This is a genomic window from Neoaquamicrobium microcysteis, assembly GCF_008180155.1.
Lineage (GTDB): Bacteria > Pseudomonadota > Alphaproteobacteria > Rhizobiales > Rhizobiaceae > Aerobium > Aerobium microcysteis.
The window spans coordinates 146,608-166,536 of record NZ_VSZS01000062.1; the positions used below are offsets into that span (position 1 = coordinate 146,608).

Consider the following 19,929-nt stretch of genomic DNA (forward strand, 5'->3'; position numbering starts at 1 on the left):
CAGCAGGGGCAAGCCCCACGCAGCCGCAGCGGCGAAGCGGCGGGAAAGGCGAAAAGGACGAGGACAATGAGCATCAATCTGCAGAAGCCGGACATCACCGAACTGAAGCCCCGGATCACCGTGTTCGGTGTCGGTGGCGGTGGCGGCAACGCCGTGAACAACATGATCACCGCGGGATTGCGTGGCGTTGAGTTCGTCGTGGCCAACACCGACGCGCAGGCGCTGACCATGTCGAAGTCCGAGCGGATGATCCAGCTCGGCGCGCATGTCACCGAAGGCCTTGGCGCCGGCTCGCAGCCCGAGGTTGGCCGCGCGGCGGCCGAAGAGTGCATCGACGAGATCATGGACCATCTGTCCAATACCCATATGTGCTTCGTCACCGCCGGCATGGGCGGCGGCACGGGCACGGGCGCTGCCCCGGTGGTGGCGCGTGCGGCACGTGAGAAGGGCATCCTGACCGTCGGCGTCGTGACCAAGCCGTTCCACTTCGAAGGCCAGCGCCGCATGAAGACAGCGGATATGGGTATCGAGGAACTGCAGAAGAGCGTCGATACGCTCATCGTCATCCCGAACCAGAACCTATTCCGCATCGCCAACGACAAGACCACCTTCGCCGACGCCTTCGCGATGGCCGATCAGGTGCTCTATTCGGGTGTGGCCTGCATCACCGACCTGATGGTCAAGGAAGGCCTCATCAACCTCGATTTCGCCGACGTTCGCTCGGTGATGCGCGAGATGGGCAAGGCCATGATGGGCACGGGCGAAGCTTCGGGCGAGGGCCGTGCGATGGCAGCAGCCGAAGCCGCGATCGCCAACCCGCTGCTCGACGAGACCTCGATGAAGGGCGCACGCGGCCTGCTGATCTCCATCACCGGTGGTCGCGACCTGACGCTGTTCGAGGTCGACGAAGCCGCGACCCGCATCCGCGAGGAAGTGGATCAGGACGCCAACATCATCCTTGGCGCGACCTTCGATGAGGAACTGGAGGGCGTCATCCGCGTGTCTGTGGTTGCGACCGGGATCGACAAGTCGGCAGCGGAGATCAACACCCCGCCGATCTCCATCCGCCCGCCGCAGAAGCCGGTACAGCAGCCCATGCAGCAGCGTCCGGTCGAAATCCGCCCGGCCGTGGCGGCAGCCCCGGTACAGCCGGAAGCACCGCGCGCCAGCGATCCGGTTGCCGAGGCTATCCGCATCGCGGAAATGAACGCCGAACTGGCAGCCGCGCCGCGCGCCGCCGCCGAGCAGGAGTTCCGGCCGCAGAGCAGGCTGTTCGCGCAGCCGGCGGCAGAGCCTGTCGCGCAGCCCGTCGTCCAGCAGGAGTTCGCTCGCCCGGCAGCGCCGGTTGCCGCTCCGGTGCAGCAGGCCGCAGCACCCGCGCCGGTGCAGCCGCGCATGCCGCGTGTGGAAGACTTCCCGCCGGTCGTTCGTGCCGAGCTGGAAGCCCCGCTTGCGCACGACCATGAAGAGCGCGGCCCCATGGGCCTGCTCAAGCGCCTGACGCAGGGCCTGTCCTCCCGCCGCGAGGAAGAGCCGGCACGTCTGCAGCCCGCACAGCCGCGCGAGCCGCGCCTGCGCCAGCCTGCACCCGAGCAGCGCCGCGCGCCTGCACAGGACGCGCAGCTCTACGCACCGCAGCGCGGACAGCTCGACCAGCAGGGACGCGTTTCGGTCCAGCCGCGCACGCATCAGGAAGACGACCAGCTTGAAATCCCGGCCTTCCTGCGCCGGCAGGCGAACTGACGACGGAAAAGGGCCGTGGTGGCGGGGCAGGGCGAAACCATCCGCCGCGCCGATCACGGCCCTTTCCTTCTGCTTCACGGAATGTTACAGGCGGGCGCTTCGGCGCTCGCTTTCCGTTAAGGAAATGTTAGGGATAACAAAGGGTTGCAGCAAGAGTGTAAGTCGGCCAATGCTGTAACGGAGGGTAAGAAACCGTGATTTGGACTCTCTTACTCCCAACATTATCTTCGACAACAATCAAAACGGTCAGGGATTCGTGGGGATGAGAGCCCCTGAGCCGAAAGTAGAAGCCATGATCGGCATTCCGATCTGTCGGGCATAACCGGGACGGGTTTATGGGGATCGACTTGCACGACTACCAGACCACGCTCAAGTCGCGCGTGTCGTTGTCCGGCACGGGCGTCCACAGCGGAAAGCCTGTCTCCATCCATTTCAATCCGGCCGACGCCGACACCGGCATCGTGTTCTCTCGGACCGACGGCTCCGGCCGCACTGTCGAGCTTCGCGCGCTTGTTGCCGAAGTGGGCGGCACCGACCTCTCCACCATTCTGGGTGATCCCGCAGGCGTCCACGTCGCCACGGTCGAGCACCTGCTGGCGGCACTTTCGTCTCTCGGCATCGACAATGTGCTGATCGAGATCGATGGCAACGAAGTGCCTATCTTCGACGGCAGCGCGGCTCCCTTCGTCGAGGCGTTCGATCACGCCGGGCTGCGCCAGCAGGCCGTGAAGCGGCGCTATATCCGCATCGTCAAGCCGGTTCGCATCGAGAGCGGCGCTTCTTGGGCCGAGTTCCGGCCGTATGACGGCACCCGGTTCGAGGTCGAGATCGATTTCGAGACGCCGGTGATCGGCCGTCAGTATTTCACCGCCGACATCACGCCCGACACCTTCCGGCAGGAGATCGCGCGGGCGCGCACCTTCGGCTTCATGAAGGACGTCGAGCGCCTTTGGGCTGCCGGCTATGCGCTTGGCTCCTCGCTTGAGAATTCCGTCGTGATCGGTCACGACGACCGGGTCATCAATATGGAAGGCCTGCGTTACTCCAACGAGTTCGCGCGCCACAAGATGCTGGACGCGATGGGCGATCTGGCTCTGGCAGGGGCGCGGTTCATCGGCTGCTTCCGCTCCTACCGTGGCGGCCACCGGCTGAACGCATCCGCACTGCGCAGGCTGCTTTCCGATCGTACCGCTTTCGAGATCGTCGAGACCGCGCGGCGCGAGCGTGGCCGCAAGGCCGAGATGATCGCGGTGAACGCGCCCGTCTACGCGCCCTGGATGATCTGACAGGGAACGCGCAAGCGCCGGTTTTGCGCGGTGTTTCTTGCTGTTTGTCGCCACAAAAAAGTGCCATTGCACGGCAACAAGATTGCCGAGGGGCGACAGTTCAACTATGACTGCCGCACATTCAGGCACCGGGCCGAAGGCGTTTGCGTCTCTCGGATGGTTCGGTGCACAGCGAATTGATCGAAGCCAGAGGGGCGAACGTCCGTCATGACTGAATTCCGCAGAGCCGCTTCCGCCAGGCCACGCAGCGCGTTGGGCCTTCTGGCGTGCGCGGTTGCGTTGCCGCTTATGGTATCGGCCTGCGCGTCCGATCGCGACGTCGACCTCGCCGCCTATGTCGACAGCGTGGAGCCGGCAGACACCCTGTACAACCAGGGCCTCGCCAACCTCGAATCCGGCCGTATGACCGAGGCCGCCCGCAAGTTCGAGGCGGTGGATCGCCAGCATCCCTATTCGGAGCACGCCCGCAAAGCGATGGTGATGAACGCCTTCGCCAATTACCGTCAGGGCAAGTACGAGGAAGCCATCACCGCCGGCCAGCGCTATGTCTCGCTCTATCCGAGCACGGACGACGCAGCCTACGCGCAGTATATCGTCGGGCTCTCCTATTTCCGCCAGATCCGTGACGTGACGCGCGACCAGCGCGAATCGCGCCGCGCCGTCGAGGCGATGCAGGAGGTGGTGGATCGTTGGCCCGATTCGGAATATGTCGACGACGCGAAGGCAAAGATCCGCTTCGCCCGCGACCAGCTCGCCGGCAAGGAAATGCAGATCGGCCGCTACTATCTCGAACGGCGCGAATACATCGCCGGTGTCAAGCGCTTCCGCAACGTCGTGGAAGTCTACGGTGACACGCGCCATGTCGAGGAGGCGCTGGCACGCCTGACGGAGACCTATTACGCGATGGGCCTCGCCTCGGAAGCGCAGACCGCCGCTGCCGTGCTCGGGCACAATTTCCCCGAGAGCCAGTGGTACAAGGACTCCTATGCGCTGCTGCAGTCGGGAGGGCTTTCGCCGCGCGAAAATCAGGGATCGTGGCTCAGCCGGGCCGGCGCGCTGATCGCCGGAAGCTGATTATCTCCTAGATGCTGGCGCACCTGTCGATCCGCGATATCGTTCTGATCGAACGGCTCGACATCGATTTTTCGGCTGGCATGTCGGTACTAACCGGCGAGACGGGCGCCGGCAAATCCATTCTGCTCGATGCGCTGTCTCTGGCGCTTGGCGCGCGCGGCGACGCCTCGCTCGTGCGCCACGGCGCGGGGCAGGGCAACGTCACCGCGATCTTCGACGTGCCGGCCAACCATCCCGCACGCGAAATCCTGCGCGCCAACGCGCTGGACGATGGCGAGGGGGTGGGCGGCGACCTGATCCTGCGGCGCACGCAGTCGGCCGACGGTCGGAGCCGCGTCTTCGTCAACGACCAGCCTGCCAGCGTCTCGCTTCTTCGCGAGATCGGCCGCGCGCTGGTCGAAATCCACGGCCAGCACGACGACCGCGCATTGGTGGATGCGGCCGCGCATCGCGACCTGCTGGACGCATTCGGCGGTCACGTCGGCGCCGCGCAATCCGTTGCGCGCGCATGGCGGGCGTGGCGCGAGGCGGAGCAGGGGCTGGCACGGCACCGCGCCAAGGTCGAGGCGGCGGCGCGCGAGGCCGACTATCTACGCGCTTCCGTGGACGAGCTTTCCAAGCTCGACCCGCAGCCCGGCGAGGAAACCGACCTCGCAGAGCGGCGCGCGGCGATGATGCGCGCCGAAAAGATCGCCTCCGACATTTCCGACGCGCAGGACGTGCTGGCCGGGCAGGGCTCAGCCGTTCCGCAGCTCGCGAGCCTGCTACGCCGCCTTCAGCGCAAGGCGGAGGCCGCGCCTGGGCTGCTGGACGACATCATCAAGTCGCTGGACGAGGCGCTGATTTCGCTCGACGATGCGCAGCAGGCGGTGGATGCAGCGATGCGAGCCGCCGAGTTCGACCCGAAGGCGCTCGAAGACGCCGAGGAGCGGCTGTTTGCGCTTCGGGCGGTGGCCAGGAAGCATTCGGTCGCGGTGGACGATCTGGCTGCGCTGCGCGACAGCATGGCGGCCGACCTCGCCGATCTCGATGCGGGCGAGGAACGGCTGGCCGGGCTGGAAAACGAGGCACGCGCCGCGCGCGTGGCCTATGACGAGGCGGCCGCGCACCTTTCCGAACTGCGCAGAGGCACGGCTGCGTCGCTTGCTAAATCGGTGATGAAGGAGCTTCCCGCGCTGAAGCTGGAGCGGGCCGAGTTCATCGTGGAGATTTCATCCGAGCCGGACGATCGCGCCGAGACGGGTATTGACCAGATCGAGTTCTGGGTGCGCACCAACCCCGGCACACGGCCGGGGCCGATCATGAAGGTCGCGTCTGGCGGCGAGCTGTCGCGCTTCCTGCTGGCGCTGAAAGTGGCGCTGGCGGACAGGGGCTCGGCGCCGACGCTGGTTTTCGACGAGATCGATACCGGCGTGGGCGGCGCCGTGGCGGACGCCATCGGCCAGCGGCTGGCGCGGCTTGCAAGCCGCATCCAGGTGCTGTCTGTGACGCATGCGCCGCAGGTGGCCGCGCGGGCGGACACGCACTACCTCATCTCCAAGTCGGGCGGGGCGGACAAGGTGGCGACGGGGGTTGCTGCGCTTGCTAAGAACGATCGTCAGGAAGAGATCGCGCGCATGCTGGCCGGCGCGACCATCACCGACGAGGCCAGGGCTGCCGCCGAGCGGCTGCTGCGCGAGAACGCCTCGGTCTCCTGACAGTGGGGGCTTGAGCGGCGGGGCAGGGGCGCTAGTGTGGCGCTCCAGTACAAGTCCGGATTCGCGCCATGTCCCGTTCTCGCAAGCCTGTAGAAGACCTCTCCGCGGAAGAGGCGGCTGAAGAACTGGCCCTGCTTTCGGCCGAGATCGCCGAACACGACCGGCGCTATCACGCCGAGGATGCGCCGACCATCTCGGATGCCGACTATGACGCGCTGCGGTTGCGCAACGCGGAAATCGAAGCTGCGTTTCCGGAACTCATCCGCACGGATTCTCCCTCCGCCGTCGTCGGCGCAGCACCGTCCGGCGCGTTCGGGCAGGTCGTGCATGCGCGGCCGATGCTGTCGCTCGACAACGTGTTTTCGGACGACGACGTTCGCGATTTCGTCGCGTCCGTGCGGCGGTTTCTGGCGCTCCGTGAGGGGCAGGACGTAACCTTTACCGCCGAGCCCAAGATCGACGGGCTTTCGATGTCACTGCGCTACGAGCGCGGAAAGCTGGTGACGGCGGCGACGCGGGGCGACGGCACGACGGGCGAGAACGTGACAGCCAATATCCGCACCATAGACGAGATACCGCAGGAATTGCCCGGCGATGCGCCGGAGGTGGTGGAGGTGCGCGGCGAGGTCTATATGCGCCGAGACGACTTCCTCGCGCTCAACGAGCGCATGGCGGAAGAGACCGGCCGCGTCTTCGCCAATCCGCGCAACTTCGCTGCGGGCAGCCTGCGCCAGAAAGACCCGGAAAACACCCGAAAGCGGCCCCTGAAATTCTTCGCCTATGCGTGGGGCGAGACGAGTGAGCCGCTGGCCGAAACGCAGTTCGAGGCGGTGAAGCGGCTGGGCAAGTGGGGTTTCCGCATCAACGACCATATGGGGCTGTGCAAATCGCTGGACGAGATGCTGGCCCGCTACCGCGCCATCGAGGCGGAGCGCGCGAGCCTGCCCTACGACATCGACGGCGTGGTCTACAAGGTCGACGATCTTGCCCTGCAGGAGCGGCTGGGTTTTCGCTCGCGCAGCCCGCGCTGGGCGACCGCGCACAAGTTTCCGGCCGAGAAGGCGACGACGGTTCTGCGCGCCATCGAGATACAGGTGGGGCGTACCGGCGCGCTGACGCCAGTAGCGCGGCTGGAGCCGGTGACGGTGGGCGGGGTGGTAGTGACCAACGCCACGCTGCATAACGAGGACTACATCAAGGGTATCGGGAACGACGGCCAGCCGATCCGCGAGGGCAGGGATATCCGGGTCGGCGACACGGTGCTGGTTCAGCGCGCCGGAGACGTGATCCCGCAAATCCTGGACATCGTGCCCGAAAAGCGTCCGGCCGGGGCCGAGCCTTACAAATTTCCCGAGACTTGCCCGGCCTGCGGAAGCCACGCGGTGCGCGAAGAGGGCGAGGCGGTGCGGCGCTGCACCGGCGGCCTCATCTGCCCGGCACAGGCGGTGGAGCGCATCCGCCATTTCGTCTCGCGCAACGCGATGGACATTGAGGGGCTGGGCGAGAAGCAGATCGAGTTCTTTTTCAACAACGAAAAGGCTGCGCAGCAGATCAGGTCGCCGGCCGAAATCTTTACGCTGAAGAAGCGTCAGGAAGCGTTGCCGGCCACGCTGGAAGGCTCGCTGGACAGGTTGGAAAAAGTCGAAGGGTTCGGCGAAACCTCGGTCAACAAGCTGTTTGCCGCCATCGACAGCCGCCGCGAAGTAGCCGTCTCGCGCTTCCTGTTTGCGCTGGGCATTCGCCATATCGGCGAGACGAACGCGAAACGGCTGGCGCGGCACTATCTGTCCTTTGCAAAGCTGCGCGAAGGGGCGAGCGAGGCCGTGATGCCAAAAGGCAAGGGCGATCCGGGCAACGCCGCATGGCAGGAACTCGTCGGCATCAACGGGATCGGGTCCGTGGTCGCCGAGGCGCTGGTGGAGTTCTTTGCCGAAGAGCACAACGTCAAGGCGCTGGATGCCCTGCTGGAAGAAGTGACACCCATCAATGAAGAGCCGGTTGGCGATGTTTCGTCGCCGGTTGCAGGCAAGACGGTGGTATTCACCGGCGCGCTGGAGCGCATGTCGCGCGACGAGGCCAAGGCGATGGCCGAACGGCTCGGCGCGAAGGTCGCGGGGTCCGTGTCCAAGAAAACCGATCTCGTCGTGGCGGGGCCGGGGGCCGGCTCGAAACTCAAGCAGGCGACCGAACTGGGCATCGAGGTGATCGATGAGGATGCCTGGTTCGTCCGGGTGGGCCAGTAGCGCATCCGTCCCGCTGATCCCTTGGCTCAACCGAATTGATGTGACAGGGCAGCGATGCTGACCTAAACAGGCGCATCGCGAGGCCCCATGTCCACAGCAGAACTGACCGAAACGCAACCCGACCGGCGGAGGGAATTTCTCGACGGCATGCGTTACGGCTTGCCCGTGCTGCTGGCTTCCATGCCGTTCGGCCTGCTGTTCGGTGCGCTTGCGGCGCAGAACGGCATGAGCGTCGGCGAGGCGGTGCTGATGAGCGCGACGGTGTTTGCCGGCGCGAGCCAGATGGTGGGCCTCGAACTCTTCGGCCAGACGATCGCGCCGTGGCTGATCGTGCTTTCGATCTTCGCGGTCAACTTCCGCCACGTGCTCTATTCCGCAGCGCTAGGACGACGCGTCACGCACTGGACGCCGTTCCAGCGGGCGTTCGGCTTCTTCTTCCTGACCGATCCGCAATATGCGGAGGGTGAGAAGAAGGCGCTGAATGGCGGGCTTTCGTTCGCGTGGTTCATGGGAATGGCCACGCCGATCTATATCTTCTGGGTGGTGGAAGCCGGCATCGGCGCGGCTTTCGGCAACCTCGTGCCCAACCCGCACGCGCTGGGCTTCGACTTCCTGCTGCCGATCTATTTCCTCGGTCTCGTGATGGATTTCCGCAAGCGGCCGCTGTGGCTGCCTGTCGTGGCGATCAGCGCGGCGGTGTCGATTGCGGCGTTCTATCTCGTCGGTTCGCCGTGGCATGTCTCCATCGGTGCGGCCGCAGGCATCGCGCTGGCCGCCGCGCTGACGCCTGCGAAAAGGGGTGCTAGCCTATGAGCGCGACCGTCTGGATCATCCTCGCCGGCGCGGTCGCGACCTATCTGTCGCGCATCGGCGGGCATCTCGTGCTGTCGCGGTTCGAGCGCATCCATCCGCGCGTCGAGGCCGGGCTGAACGCGGTGCCGGCAGCGGTTCTGACCACGCTGGTCGCGCCTGTGGCGACGACCGGAGGGCCGGCTGAATGGGCCGCACTGATCGTTGCCGGCATCGTCGCGCTGCGCGGCGGGCTGTCGGCGATGTTCGTGGCCGGGGCGGTCGTGCTGATCGTGCTGCGCAATACGCTATAGAGGCGCGGTGGCGGCTTCCAGCCAGCCCTGCACCTCGCCATCCACCATCGAACCGATCTCGGCCTTGACGCGCGCGTGATAAGCGTCCAGCCAGGCGCGCTCGTCGGGGCTGAGCATGTCCGTCACGATCAGCCTGCGGTCGAAGGGGGCGAGCGTCAGCGTTTCGAAGGCGTGCATCGGCATATCGCCGCCCGCGATCGCTTCGGGCTCCGTCACCACGATCAGGTTTTCCAGCCGGATGCCGTATGCGCCTTCCTTGTAGTAGCCGGGCTCGTTGGACAGGATCATGCCGGGCAGCAGGGCCTGCGTCCCCGTCTTGGCGATACGCTGAGGGCCCTCGTGCACCGAGAGGAACGAGCCGACACCGTGGCCGGTGCCGTGGGCATAGTCGAGGCCGGCCTTCCAGTGGGCGAGCCTTGCGACCGCGTCGATGTCCATGCCGCGCGTGCCCGACGGGAACCGCAGCATGGAAATGTCGATCATTCCCTTGAGCACGATGGTGTAGCGCTCGCACATCTCCCGGGTCGGCTTGCCGATGGCTACCGTGCGGGTGATGTCGGTGGTGCCGTCTTGATACTGGCCGCCCGAATCAACCAGATAGAGCTCTCCCGCTCCAAGCGGACGATTGGTCTTCGTCGTGACGCGATAGTGGATGATCGCGCCGTTGGGCCCGGCGCCGGAGATGGTGTCGAACGAGATGTCGCGCAACGGCATCTGTACCTCCTCGCCGGTGGAGGCGCGGAAGCGCTCCAGCGCCTCGACGGCGGCGATCTCATCCACCGAACCGGCCCGCTGCGCATCCAGCCAGCACAGGAACTTCGCCATCGCCGCGCCATCGCGGCGGTGCGCGGCACGGCTGCCCTGAAGCTCGGCGGCGTTCTTGGTGGCGCGGGGCAGGCGGGCGGGGTCGGCAAAGTGAAGCACGGTGCCGCCGGCCGCATCCACGATCATGCGCAGCTTTTCAGCGGCCAGCACCGGGTCCAGCGCTACGCGGGCGCCGGCGGTGGCGATGCGGGCAAGCTCGCCTTCCAGCGCATCGGGCTCCATCACGTCGGCCAGTTGGGTCAGGTAGGCGTCGGTCTCGATGGTCAGCTTGTCGCGCGACAGGAACAGTTTCGGCAAACCTTCGGCGGAAAGCAGCGCAAAGCCGAGAGCCAGCGGCGTGTGAGGCACGTCGCGGCCTCTGATGTTGAACACCCACGCCAGCGACGAGGGATCGGTCAGCACGGCATGGGTTGCGCCCTGCGCACGCAGGGCATCCGCTAGCCGGACGATCTTGTCCTTCGCCAGTTCGCCCGCAAAACCGATGGGCTGGATTTCTATCTTTTCGGACGGTGCCGCCGGCTGGTCAGCCCAGATGGCGTCGACGGGATTGTTGAACACCGCCACGAGCGCCGCGCCGGCCTTTTCCAGCGCCTGTCGTAGTGCTGCGGCCTCGGAAACGGTGTGCAGCCACGGGTCGAAGCCGATCTTCATGCCTGCACGCGCGTTGGCGGCCAGCCACTTGGCCGGCGGGTTCTCGACAAGACTGTCGATCTCGAAAGTGTTCGCATCCACCTGCGTGCGGCCCTGAAGCGTGTAGCGGCCATCGACGAACAGCAAGGCGCGATCGGCCAGCACGAGCGCTGCGCCCGCAGAACCCGTAAAGCCGGTCAGCCACTGCAGCCGCTCCGACCGGGCAGCGACATATTCGACTTGATGCTCGTCGGCACGCGGCACGAGGAAGCCGTCGAGGCCGTCTGCTGCCAGACGTTCGCGCAATCGCGCCACCCTCTCGATGCCCTGGGCGGGATCGGTACGCGCGTCGAACGACTGGAACATGATTTCCTCGCTTTCGTAACTTGCCGCATGCTGCTGTAGCCCTGCCAAAGGGCGGTTGCAACGCGCAGCCGGCTGCCCGGTCGTCTAGTGCATTGCAGCATTCCATTTCGCATATGCGAAAACGCATGGTTCCCATGCGGAAACGGCGCTGGTAGATTAGGTCAACATTGCTTACCTTTTGAGCGTGGAGGACAACTTGCTCATTGGAGACGTGAAATGGGACACAACTCTGCAAAGCGTGGTTTTTTCCGCAATGCCCTCGACGCCATGGTTGCCGCCCGCGAGAAGCAGGCCCAGCGTTATGTGGCCAACGCGCTGCTGGCGCTGGACGACGAGACGCTCAAGGCGAGCGGGTTCAGCCGCGCCGAACTGAAGCGCACCGGTGGAATTCCTCATCTGTTCTGAGTTGCGTGGGGTGACGCGATACGGAACAACAAAAAGGCGGTCCGGAGACGGGCCGCCTTTTTCGTATCAGCGCTTGAGGTGGATGGTCACCCAGCCTTCGCGGTGAAGCGTGCGGACATGGCGGAAGCGCTGGCCGGCATAGGCCGCCACTACCGCATCGCGCTGGCGATCCAGTATGCCCGAAAGCACGAGCGAGCCGCCCGGCAGCAGATGGGCTGCCATCTGCGGCGCCAGCTTCATTAATGGCCGCGCCAGTATATTTGCCACGATCAGGTCGAACGGGCCGCGCCGGGCAAAGACCGGGTTCTGGAAGCCGGCGGCCGTTGCGGTTTCGACATAGGCCGAAACGGCGTTGAGCCTGACGTTCTCCTTCGCCACGGCAGTCGCCACCGCGTCAATGTCGGTCGCCAGCACGCTGATGCGCGCCATCTTGGCCAGCGCGATCGCCAAAACGGCGCTGCCGGTGCCCAGATCCAGCGCGTTGCGCGGAGATTCGCGGCGCACCACCTGGGTCAGCACCTCGAGGCACCCTGCCGTCGTGCCGTGGTGGCCCGTGCCGAAGGCCAGCCCCGCTTCGATCTCGATGCCTATATCGCCGGTGCGGCGCCGGTCGCGATCATGCGATCCGTGGACGAGGAAGCGCCCGGCCCGGACTGGCTTCAGCCCCTCGAGCGATTTCGTCACCCAGTCGATGTCGGGCAGCACCTCTTGCTCGAGCGAAGGCGAGAGATCGTGACGGGCGGCAATGGCGAGGATGCGTCGCTCGACCTCCTGCGTCGTGCCGTCGTCCGCATAGACGGAAATCTCGTCGGTGCCCGCATCTTCATCGAGTTCCATAATGGCGATCGGCAGTCCGTCGTCCTCGAACTCGGTCTCGAGGGCGGCAAACAACCCGGTCGAGGCCGGCCGGGTCGCGATGAAGTGCAGACGGGTCTGTGACAAGAGAGGGTTCCGGTGGATCAGCCGGCGGCCAGCCTCTTCAGCTTCGCCAGCGCGTTGTCGGGATTCTCTCCATAGGCGATGGTGCCCCAGAAATCACCTGCGCGATCGAGCAGAAGGATCGAGGCGGTGTGGTCCATCGTGTAGTCGCCCGTCTCCAGATCGACCTTCTTCCAGTAGATGCCGAAGGATTTGGCCATGGCGAACACCTTGTCGGGCTCGCCGGAGATGCCGGTGATGCGTTCCGACACGTTGCCGACATAGGTGTCGACCATTTCCGGCGTGTCGCGCTCCGGGTCGATGGTGACGAAATACGCCTTGATCTTCTCTCCCTCGGGGCCGAGTTGGGCGAGCCAGCCGTCCAGCTCGAAGAGGGTGGTGGGGCACACTTCCGGGCAATGGGTGAAGCCGAAGAAGACGGCGGTTGGCGAGCCGCGGAAGGCCGTCTCGGTGATTTCCGAGCCGTCGCCCTGGACCAATGTGAAGGGCTCGCCGAACGCGCGTGCGCTGTTTTGCGTGCGATACCAGTCGAAGGTGAGCCAGCCGACGCCGGCGACCATGGCAAGCAGAATTCCGACGAGGATGGAGCGCATCATGATGGAGATCCAGCGTGGGTGAGCGTCAGGCGGCCAGGTTTGTCAGAAGCACCACGACAGGCCGGATTCGATGAGCGTGGTGAAGATGCCGGGCGCGTGCTCCATCCAGCCTGCAAAGGCGAGGCCTGTCGTCGCCGAAAGCGCGAGCGCCACGAGGGCGAATGCGGCAAGCTGGGCGATGGAGTGGCGCGCAGTGAACATGTCCGCTTGTACCGCCTCGCGCCAGCGCGCGAAAGATGGCATCTTGACGCTGGAGAGAGCATCAACGCGAATGTGAACGTCCGGGGGAACGATGAGCGCGACAAGACCGCAGGGCTATTCGGCAACGCAGATCATGCTGCACTGGAGCGTAGCCACGCTGGTGGTGTTCCAGTTCTTCATCAATGACGGGATCGAGGATGCCTTTCGCGGTTTCATGCGTGGCGAGGGCGTCGAGGCTGATGAGATGGCGGCGGCCAACGTGCACATCATCATCGGGATGACCATTCTGGTGCTGGCGCTCTGGCGCATCGCGCTGCGCTTTTCGCGCGGCGTCCCGCCGGCGCCGGGTAACGAACCGCCGATCCTGCGCAAGGTTGCCGAGGGGACGCATATCGCGCTCTATGCGCTGATCGTGCTGACGCCGCTTTCGGGCGCGGCGGCCTGGTTTCTGGCCAGCGAGGCGGCGTCGGCCGCACATGGCGTCTTTCGCGCGCTGCTGTTCATTCTGGCGGTGCTGCACATAATCGGCGCGCTGGTGCAGGTGTTCGTCTTCAAATCCGATGCGCTGACGCGGATGCTGATGACGAAGGATTGAGCGGCGGCGAACGGCAAGGTATGGGCTGCGCATGGCCGATTTCCTGCCCACCGACAGCGACCCGCGCATCCACACGACCGCCGATCTCAAGTCGTGCAGGCTCGGCCGCCACGTTTCCATCGGTGAGCGGGTCATCCTGCGCGAGGTGACGGTCGACGACTATTCCTATTTCGAGCGCCATGGCGAGGCGATCTACACCTCCATCGGCAAGTTCTGCTCCATAGCAGCCAATGTGCGCATCAATGCGCTGGAGCATCCGATGGAGCGCGTGACGACGCACAAGGTGACGTACCGGCCGAACGAATATTTCAAGTTTCTCGGCGTCGACCAGACGTTCCGCGAGAGGCGGCGGGCGAAGCAGGTGCGTATCGGCAACGATGTCTGGATCGGGCACGGTGCCGTAATCATGCCCGGCGTTAACGTGGGCGACGGCGCGGTGGTGGGCGCGAACGCGGTGGTGACCAAAGACGTCGCACCCTACGAGATCGTGGCGGGGATGCCCGCCAGACGCCTCAGGATGCGGTTTGCGGAAGAAGTCGCCGCCCGGTTGCAGGCTCTGGCATGGTGGGACTGGCCCGCTGAAAAGCTCGCTCAAGCGATACCGGACATGCAGACGCTGGCGATCGGTGATTTTCTCGCCAAATGGGAGTAATCATCCAGCCGCTGATCTCATTACAATTTTATCCTTGTTTTATGAATTAAGGAAAAAGCTTATCCTTAACGTACCGTTTTCGGTTCTGCTTAACGAAATACTGCGATTGCAGGTTGCAATTCTCTCGCATAGGTGGCTTTCTGGTTCGCGGAGATAGACCGAAAGGAAGCGGAGGGACTTCATGACAAGGGAGAAGTCTCATGAAGAAACTCGCCGCTCTCGCAGCAATCGCTACCGCGTTCTCGTTTTCCGTCGTGTCGGCGGAAGCCAATGGCTGGCGGTCCAATACGACAAGCAACCATAACGGCAACAACTATTCGAGCGGGCTGGTCAACGTCTCGCCGACGGTTCGTACCGGCAATCTGAATGTCCTCAGCGGCATCGGCATCCTCAACAACTCGCCGATCCTGTCGGGCAACAATCTGGGCCTGGGCATCCTCGGCTCCGGCACCGGCCTTCTCAACAACGTGATTGCCGTGCCCGAAAGCAACAGCCGTCGCGGCCATCGCCGCTGATATTGCGGGGGCAGGCGGGTCGCGCCTCCTGCCCCTTCGCTACAGGCTCCTGGTTACGGCGATCTGCGCATCAATGGTGCGCTTTTCGATGTCGAAGACGGAGATGAGCCGCCGTCGGGCGTCGATGCGGAGAATGACGGCGGTGCTCTCGTTCGCCTGCCAGCCGGTCTGCGCATAGAGACCGTACACCGTGTCCCGGTTTCCTATGGCGACGTTGTCACGACGCTCGTCGAACGCGCCCAGAGCGAGGGTGACGGTGGGGCTAGCCCGGTAGCCGAGCTCCGCCTCGGCGCGGCGCACCCATACGGCCAGCGGGTCGTCGGTAGACGTCGTGTCGTAGGCAGCCCGGAACGATCCGCGCAGCGAGAATTTTTCACCCAGAGGCATTGCGGCCGCCAGCTCGACGGTCGGTCGAATTTCGGTGAACGTGCCGTTGAGCAGGTGAAGCACCTGCAGGCCGACCGCACCGCTGATCGTCGCTTCACTGGAGAAACTGGCGGCGGCCTGAAGCTTTGCCGAGTATTCCGACAGCAGGAGTTCCGGCAGCGGCTGGACCGCATGGGAGCGGCGCAAGCCTGCGACCACCGAACCCCCGTAGCTGTAGGGTGCGGTCGTCCGGATCAGGGTTGTTCCAACGCGCAGAAGGTCACGGTCGGGTTCGAGCTTTGTTGGTTCGATCGCGCCGAGCTGGAAATGGGTGCGACCCGCAAATTCGCGCGATGCCGCGCCTTCCAGCACCAGTGTCGTATCAGCCCCGACCAGAAAGCCGGCCTGCAATGCGCCGCCAAGTATTGTCTTGCGCGTGCGGGTGCCGAGGATGAAATCTTCTATCGGAAAGTCGTCGCCGTCGGAGATGGTGCGCAGGGAAAGCGTTCCCCGCAGCTCGGTCGTCGCTGAGGGCCTCATGGTCGTCTCGGCCGCAATGCCGAATGCCCTGTCGTCCTCGATGTCGTAGGTGTCGTACCGGCGCAGCTCGAAGTCTGCGGTCAGCTTCGTCGTGCTCAGCTCGTGCCCGACGGCGCTTTCCAGCGAGCCGCGCAGAGCGGTGTACCAGTCCTCGAAGGGGAGGTCGCTGTCCAGGGCATTCGTGGTGTAGTGGCGCGCGAGCGTCACCGTGGCCTTGTGGGAGCCTTCGGCTTCGCCCGCGCGCGCGTCCGTCGCAAGGAGCCCCAGAACGACGGTCGCAATGGTGATACGAACGGGATGCAGCGCGACCTCCTGAGCGGCAAAGGCGCCCCTTCCGTCGCGGGGGTGGGTGAAACGGAAGGGGCCCGGAGGTAAACCGCTCGGAAGCGGAAGGTACAGGCACCATTGCCTGCACGAACAAGCTACAGCGATACACGCAAAGGTTGCTTTACGTGCATGAGCAATTTTGAGGTGTGTCCGGTTGTATGTCTCGAACGTTGCCTAAGCGGTAGTGACGAACCCGTCGAGCACGCGCTTCTGGCCGGCCTTGTCGAAGTCGATCGTCAGCTTGTTGCCCTCGACGGCGGCGATGTTGCCGTTGCCGAATTTCTGGTGGAACACGCGGTCGCCGACCTTGAAGGGGGAAGGGCTGTCGGAGACCGACTTGGCGACAAGCTCGCCCTCGATGGTGCGGCCCTTGACCGAGCCACGACCTGCTCCGTAGCCGGAATCGACCTCGCCATAGCCGATGCGCTCGACCGAGTGGCCGGAGCGCGAGCCCCAGTTGCGGTCTGTCGCTTCGGTGCGGTTCTGCTGCGCGCGCTGCCAGCCGGGCGTAGCGTAGGTGTTGGAGAACGACCCCGCACCACTGCCGACATTGTCGAAGCGCGACGCACCGTACGGGTTCTGGCGCCCGGCCTGCCGCTCGCCGAACCCGCCCATGCCGTAGCCGCCATAGGATGAGCCGGCCTCTGCCACCTCGACATGCGCCTCTGGCAACTCGTCGAGAAAGCGGGACGGAATGGTCGACTGCCACAGGCCGTGGATGCGGCGGTTGGACGTGAACCACAGGTGCAGGTTCTTCTTGGCGCGTGTGAGCCCGACATAGGCAAGCCGGCGCTCTTCCTCCAGGCCGGAGCGGCCGCCTTCGTCCAGCGCGCGCTGGTGCGGGAACAGGCCTTCCTCCCAGCCGGGCAGGAAGACGGTGTCGAACTCCAGCCCCTTGGCCGAATGAAGCGTCATGATGGAAACGGCGTCGAGATTCTCGTTCTGCTCGGCATCCATCACCAGCGCGACGTGTTCGAGGAAACCTCGCAGGGACTCGTACTCCTCCATGGAGCGGATAAGCTCCTTGAGGTTTTCGAGCCGCGTCGGGGCGTCCGCCGACTTGTCGTTCTTCCACATCTCGGTGTAGCCGGATTCTTCCAGAATGATCTCGGCCAGTTCGGTATGCGGCGTCGTGTCGATGAGGCCCTGCCAGCGTGCGAAATTGGCCGCGACTTCGCGCAAAGCGGCGCGCGGCTTGGGTTTCATCTCGTCGCTCTCGGCAAGCTTGCCGGCAGCCTCCAGCATCGGCACGCGCATCGCGCGGGCGGTGTCGTGCACCTGCCGGATCGCTGCTTCGCCCAGACCACGCTTGGGCACGTTGACGATGCGCTCGAAGGCGAGGTCGTCCGCGCCTTGCGCGACGACGCGGAAATAGGCCATCGCGTCGCGGATTTCCTGCCGCTCGTAGAAGCGGGGACCGCCGATGACGCGGTAGTTCAGCCCCAGCGTGACGAACCGGTCCTCGAACTCGCGCATCTGGAACGAGGCGCGCACGAGGATCGCCATGTCGTTGAGGTTGTGCCTGCGACTCTGGAGCGCCTCGATTTCCTCGCCGACGGCGCGGGCTTCCTCTTCCGAATCCCACGCCGCGTGGACCATCACCTTGGCGTCGTCGGGGTCGGCCTTTTCGGTGAACAGCGTCTTGCCCAATCGCCCCTCATTGTGAGCGATGAGATGCGAGGCGGCGCCGAGTATATGCGCTGTGGAGCGGTAGTTGCGCTCGAGCCGGATGACGGTCGCGCCGGGGAAATCCTTGTCGAAGCGGAGGATGTTGTCGACCTCCGCGCCGCGCCAGCCATAGATCGACTGGTCGTCGTCGCCCACGCAGCAGATGTTGACCTGGTTTTCACTCACGGGCCGCACAGCCGCCTGCGGCGACTGGCCCTCCGCGACGGCGGTCTGACCGGCCGGAACGTGACCTCTGGCTTCCGGCCTTTGCGCCAGAAGCCGCAACCACATGTACTGGGCGGTATTGGTGTCCTGGTACTCGTCGACGAGAATGTATTTGAACTTGCGGTGGTATTCCTTCAGCACGTCGGGATGGGCGCGGAAGATGCGGATCGGGTGGCACAGCAGGTCGCCGAAATCACACGCGTTCAGCGTGGTCAGCCGGTCCTGATAGGCCTTGTAGAGCTCGCGGCCCTTGCCGTTGGCGAAAGCGCGCGCATCGCCTTCGGGGATTTCAGAGGGGCCGAGGCCCTTGTTCTTCCAGCCATCGATGATCTGCGCGAACTGGCGGGCGGGCCAGCGCTTGTCGTCCAGCCCTTCGGCCTGGATCAACTGCTTGATGAGGCGGATCACATCGTCCGTATCGAGGATGGTGAAGTCCGAGCGCAGGCCGGCCAGTTCGGCATGGCGGCGCAGCAGCTTGACGCCGATGGAGTGGAACGTGCCGAGCCACGGCATGCCCTCCACCGCCTCGCCGACAAGCACGCCGATGCGGTGCTTCATCTCGCGCGCGGCCTTGTTGGTGAAGGTCACCGCGAGGATTTGCGAGGGGTAGGCACGGCCAGTCGCCAGAATGTGGGCGATGCGGGTGGTGAGCACGCGGGTCTTGCCCGTGCCGGCGCCGGCGAGCACCAGCACCGGGCCTTCGGTCGTCTCGACGGCCAGCCGCTGCTCGGGGTTCAGGCCCGCCAGATAGTCGGGCGCGCGGTTGCCTCCACGTGCCGCCATGGCGCGCGCGGCGATGCCGCCGCCGGCCGGTCGAGGGGCGGGCTGGCTGTTTGGGCGCGGTGCATCGTCCTCGTCGAAGAACGGGATGTCGTCTGGGAATCCGGACATTTCGAGGGAATGTAGTGATTCGGGACGGAAAGACCAGCGTTCCCGTAACGTTCATCCAAGATCAACTGACGTGACTGCGCTTCGGCGCTGTTCTCCAACCGCGCTGAATGCCGTGTACGTCAGGAATGCCGGCCCGTCGCGTGTCCCTCGGCGCGCTTGGTGCGCGCGACGCTGAGAATGCGCCGCGCGTACAGTACGTCGATGGGGATCGGCCGATGCTCGCGTTCCAGCTTGTAGAGCTCGTCGTCCAGCGATTTGTGCGCCCGCCACAGGTCATAGTCGCTGTAGGCGGTATCGAGCGCGAGCGTGCTCGACAGGTTGGCGACGTCGCTGGTTTCGCCGTTCGTCATTGCATGCCTCCGAGCCGGGTCTTCGAGGGACTCGTTTCGGTGAGTCGTTTCATCGGCGATTGTCGGGAGAGGGGGACGCCGATCAAGGCGAACGGGGCATCAAGCTGTGCAAAACCGGACGAACGAGGCCGAAAAGCCCTGTTTTCAGCCCGGCTTGCGGCGGATGCCGATGGAGCGGCCGGCCCGTTCCGGCACGGGCAGGGCTGCATGGGCGGCGCGCATCGCCTGAAGGTTGGCGAGCACATCGGGCGGGAAGGGGCAGACTTTCGGGCCCGCCATGTCGACATGCAGCGTCAGCACCTCGGAGGTCGCGGCAAGCCAGCCTTCGGCATGGTGCAGTTCCTGGAAAACGTGGAAGCGCTTCTCGTCGTGATCGAGCAACTGGAAGGTGCATGTCACCTTGTCGCCCAGATGCAGTTCGCGCACGTAGCAGACGTGGACCTCTGCGGTGTAGGTGGTCAGCCGGCGCTCTTCGGCATATTTCGGCCCCATGCCCAGAAGCTCGAACGCCTCGTCGGCGCAGCGGTCGAACAGGACGTTGTAGTAGGCCATGTTGAGGTGGCCGTTATAGTCGATCCAATCCTTCTCGATCTCGAGGACGCGCGAGACGAAGGGGGCGGGGCTGGACATTGCGGTTTCCTGTTTTTGAACGGGCGGTCGCGGCGGATCGCTGGACAAACCGTGCGCCATTT

The 19,929-nt window shown here is 64.9% G+C and carries 19 protein-coding genes; 11 read left to right on the forward strand and 8 right to left on the reverse strand.

Annotated elements, in window-relative coordinates; translation table 11 throughout:
* Window positions 1-66 precede the first annotated feature (66 nt).
* From ftsZ to FY036_RS11315, 7 genes are all read left to right on the forward strand, one after another.
* A complete protein-coding gene (gene ftsZ / locus FY036_RS11285; RefSeq protein WP_148914830.1) occupies window positions 67-1,743 on the forward strand; it encodes a cell division protein FtsZ in 1,677 nt (558 codons plus the stop codon).
* A 335-nt stretch (window positions 1,744-2,078) separates the two neighbouring features.
* Window positions 2,079-3,029, forward strand: a complete 951-nt coding sequence (gene lpxC, locus FY036_RS11290; RefSeq protein WP_148914831.1) for a UDP-3-O-acyl-N-acetylglucosamine deacetylase — start codon at window positions 2,079-2,081, stop codon at window positions 3,027-3,029.
* Between the two features lie 207 nt (window positions 3,030-3,236).
* Entirely contained in the window at window positions 3,237-4,103 is an 867-nt protein-coding gene (locus tag FY036_RS11295) for an outer membrane protein assembly factor BamD (protein ID WP_148914832.1), read from the forward strand.
* Window positions 4,104-4,114: 11 nt separating this feature from the next.
* Window positions 4,115-5,800, forward strand: coding sequence for a DNA repair protein RecN (recN, locus tag FY036_RS11300; protein WP_148914833.1), 1,686 nt, complete (start codon window positions 4,115-4,117; stop codon window positions 5,798-5,800).
* 68 nt (window positions 5,801-5,868) lie between these two features.
* Window positions 5,869-8,043, forward strand: a complete 2,175-nt coding sequence (gene ligA, locus FY036_RS11305) for an NAD-dependent DNA ligase LigA (RefSeq protein ID WP_148914834.1) — start codon at window positions 5,869-5,871, stop codon at window positions 8,041-8,043.
* Between the two features lie 87 nt (window positions 8,044-8,130).
* A complete protein-coding gene (locus FY036_RS11310; RefSeq protein ID WP_148914835.1) occupies window positions 8,131-8,856 on the forward strand; it encodes an AzlC family ABC transporter permease in 726 nt (241 codons plus the stop codon).
* The gene (locus FY036_RS11315) at window positions 8,853-9,146 is read left to right on the forward strand and encodes an AzlD family protein (RefSeq protein WP_148914836.1); all 294 of its coding nucleotides are present in this window, start codon (window positions 8,853-8,855) and stop codon (window positions 9,144-9,146) included. The genes FY036_RS11310 and FY036_RS11315 overlap by 4 nt, the downstream gene beginning before the upstream one ends.
* Here FY036_RS11315 and FY036_RS11320 read toward each other — a convergent pair.
* A complete protein-coding gene (locus tag FY036_RS11320) occupies window positions 9,141-10,967 on the reverse strand; it encodes an aminopeptidase P family protein (protein ID WP_148914837.1) in 1,827 nt (608 codons plus the stop codon). The genes FY036_RS11315 and FY036_RS11320 overlap by 6 nt on opposite strands.
* A gap of 216 nt (window positions 10,968-11,183) precedes the next feature.
* On the opposite strand from FY036_RS11320, the gene FY036_RS11325 reads away from it, so the two are divergent.
* Window positions 11,184-11,372 carry a hypothetical protein gene (locus FY036_RS11325; RefSeq protein ID WP_148914838.1) on the forward strand — a complete coding sequence of 63 codons (189 nt, stop codon included), beginning with the start codon at window positions 11,184-11,186 and terminating at the stop codon, window positions 11,370-11,372.
* A 66-nt stretch (window positions 11,373-11,438) separates the two neighbouring features.
* On the opposite strand, the gene FY036_RS11330 is transcribed toward FY036_RS11325, so the two are convergent.
* From FY036_RS11330 to FY036_RS23920, 3 genes are read right to left on the reverse strand one after another with little or no spacing between them, the layout of a single operon-like run.
* Window positions 11,439-12,314: a 50S ribosomal protein L11 methyltransferase gene (locus FY036_RS11330; RefSeq protein WP_148914839.1), complete on the reverse strand. Its 876-nt coding sequence runs from the start codon at window positions 12,312-12,314 to the stop codon at window positions 11,439-11,441.
* 17 nt (window positions 12,315-12,331) lie between these two features.
* Window positions 12,332-12,907: an SCO family protein gene (locus FY036_RS11335; protein ID WP_148914840.1), complete on the reverse strand. Its 576-nt coding sequence runs from the start codon at window positions 12,905-12,907 to the stop codon at window positions 12,332-12,334.
* 42 nt (window positions 12,908-12,949) lie between these two features.
* Complete coding sequence (locus tag FY036_RS23920; RefSeq protein ID WP_201744745.1) at window positions 12,950-13,108, reverse strand: hypothetical protein; 159 nt, start codon at window positions 13,106-13,108, stop codon at window positions 12,950-12,952.
* Window positions 13,109-13,199: 91 nt separating this feature from the next.
* Here FY036_RS23920 and FY036_RS11340 point away from each other — a divergent pair, with 91 nt between their 5' ends.
* From FY036_RS11340 to FY036_RS11350, 3 genes are all read left to right on the forward strand, one after another.
* The gene (locus tag FY036_RS11340; protein ID WP_148914841.1) at window positions 13,200-13,703 is read left to right on the forward strand and encodes a cytochrome b; all 504 of its coding nucleotides are present in this window, start codon (window positions 13,200-13,202) and stop codon (window positions 13,701-13,703) included.
* A gap of 31 nt (window positions 13,704-13,734) precedes the next feature.
* On the forward strand, window positions 13,735-14,355 hold the full coding sequence (locus FY036_RS11345; protein ID WP_235897637.1) for a DapH/DapD/GlmU-related protein: 621 nt from the start codon (window positions 13,735-13,737) through the stop codon (window positions 14,353-14,355).
* Between the two features lie 200 nt (window positions 14,356-14,555).
* Window positions 14,556-14,870, forward strand: coding sequence for a hypothetical protein (locus FY036_RS11350; RefSeq protein ID WP_148914842.1), 315 nt, complete (start codon window positions 14,556-14,558; stop codon window positions 14,868-14,870).
* A gap of 39 nt (window positions 14,871-14,909) precedes the next feature.
* On the opposite strand, the gene FY036_RS11355 is transcribed toward FY036_RS11350, so the two are convergent.
* The 4 genes from FY036_RS11355 to FY036_RS11370 form a co-directional block, all read right to left on the reverse strand.
* Window positions 14,910-15,983, reverse strand: coding sequence for a hypothetical protein (locus FY036_RS11355; protein ID WP_148914843.1), 1,074 nt, complete (start codon window positions 15,981-15,983; stop codon window positions 14,910-14,912).
* Window positions 15,984-16,277: 294 nt separating this feature from the next.
* Window positions 16,278-18,887 carry an ATP-dependent helicase gene (locus FY036_RS11360; protein WP_148914844.1) on the reverse strand — a complete coding sequence of 870 codons (2,610 nt, stop codon included), beginning with the start codon at window positions 18,885-18,887 and terminating at the stop codon, window positions 16,278-16,280.
* A 119-nt stretch (window positions 18,888-19,006) separates the two neighbouring features.
* Window positions 19,007-19,237 (reverse strand): hypothetical protein, encoded by a 231-nt coding sequence (locus FY036_RS11365; RefSeq protein WP_235897638.1) that lies wholly within the window; start codon window positions 19,235-19,237, stop codon window positions 19,007-19,009.
* A 144-nt stretch (window positions 19,238-19,381) separates the two neighbouring features.
* Window positions 19,382-19,867, reverse strand: coding sequence for a thioesterase family protein (locus FY036_RS11370; protein ID WP_148914845.1), 486 nt, complete (start codon window positions 19,865-19,867; stop codon window positions 19,382-19,384).
* Window positions 19,868-19,929: the final 62 nt, after the last annotated feature.

What these genes read in the sequence shown, in the direction of transcription:
- recN (WP_148914833.1), top strand. Translation starts at nt 4,115, where the DNA reads ATGCTGGCGCACCTGTCGATCCGCGATATCGTTCTGATCGAACGGCTC.
- FY036_RS11345 (WP_235897637.1), top strand. Translation starts at nt 13,735, where the DNA reads ATGGCCGATTTCCTGCCCACCGACAGCGACCCGCGCATCCACACGACC.
- FY036_RS11315 (WP_148914836.1), top strand. Translation starts at nt 8,853, where the DNA reads ATGAGCGCGACCGTCTGGATCATCCTCGCCGGCGCGGTCGCGACCTAT.
- FY036_RS11360 (WP_148914844.1), bottom strand. Translation starts at nt 18,887, where the DNA reads ATGTCCGGATTCCCAGACGACATCCCGTTCTTCGACGAGGACGATGCA.
- ftsZ (WP_148914830.1), top strand. Translation starts at nt 67, where the DNA reads ATGAGCATCAATCTGCAGAAGCCGGACATCACCGAACTGAAGCCCCGG.
- FY036_RS11365 (WP_235897638.1), bottom strand. Translation starts at nt 19,237, where the DNA reads ATGACGAACGGCGAAACCAGCGACGTCGCCAACCTGTCGAGCACGCTC.
- FY036_RS11340 (WP_148914841.1), top strand. Translation starts at nt 13,200, where the DNA reads ATGAGCGCGACAAGACCGCAGGGCTATTCGGCAACGCAGATCATGCTG.
- FY036_RS11335 (WP_148914840.1), bottom strand. Translation starts at nt 12,907, where the DNA reads ATGATGCGCTCCATCCTCGTCGGAATTCTGCTTGCCATGGTCGCCGGC.
- lpxC (WP_148914831.1), top strand. Translation starts at nt 2,079, where the DNA reads ATGGGGATCGACTTGCACGACTACCAGACCACGCTCAAGTCGCGCGTG.
- ligA (WP_148914834.1), top strand. Translation starts at nt 5,869, where the DNA reads ATGTCCCGTTCTCGCAAGCCTGTAGAAGACCTCTCCGCGGAAGAGGCG.
- FY036_RS11295 (WP_148914832.1), top strand. Translation starts at nt 3,237, where the DNA reads ATGACTGAATTCCGCAGAGCCGCTTCCGCCAGGCCACGCAGCGCGTTG.
- FY036_RS11350 (WP_148914842.1), top strand. Translation starts at nt 14,556, where the DNA reads ATGAAGAAACTCGCCGCTCTCGCAGCAATCGCTACCGCGTTCTCGTTT.
- FY036_RS11370 (WP_148914845.1), bottom strand. Translation starts at nt 19,867, where the DNA reads ATGTCCAGCCCCGCCCCCTTCGTCTCGCGCGTCCTCGAGATCGAGAAG.
- FY036_RS23920 (WP_201744745.1), bottom strand. Translation starts at nt 13,108, where the DNA reads ATGTTCACTGCGCGCCACTCCATCGCCCAGCTTGCCGCATTCGCCCTC.
- FY036_RS11325 (WP_148914838.1), top strand. Translation starts at nt 11,184, where the DNA reads ATGGGACACAACTCTGCAAAGCGTGGTTTTTTCCGCAATGCCCTCGAC.
- FY036_RS11310 (WP_148914835.1), top strand. Translation starts at nt 8,131, where the DNA reads ATGTCCACAGCAGAACTGACCGAAACGCAACCCGACCGGCGGAGGGAA.
- FY036_RS11320 (WP_148914837.1), bottom strand. Translation starts at nt 10,967, where the DNA reads ATGTTCCAGTCGTTCGACGCGCGTACCGATCCCGCCCAGGGCATCGAG.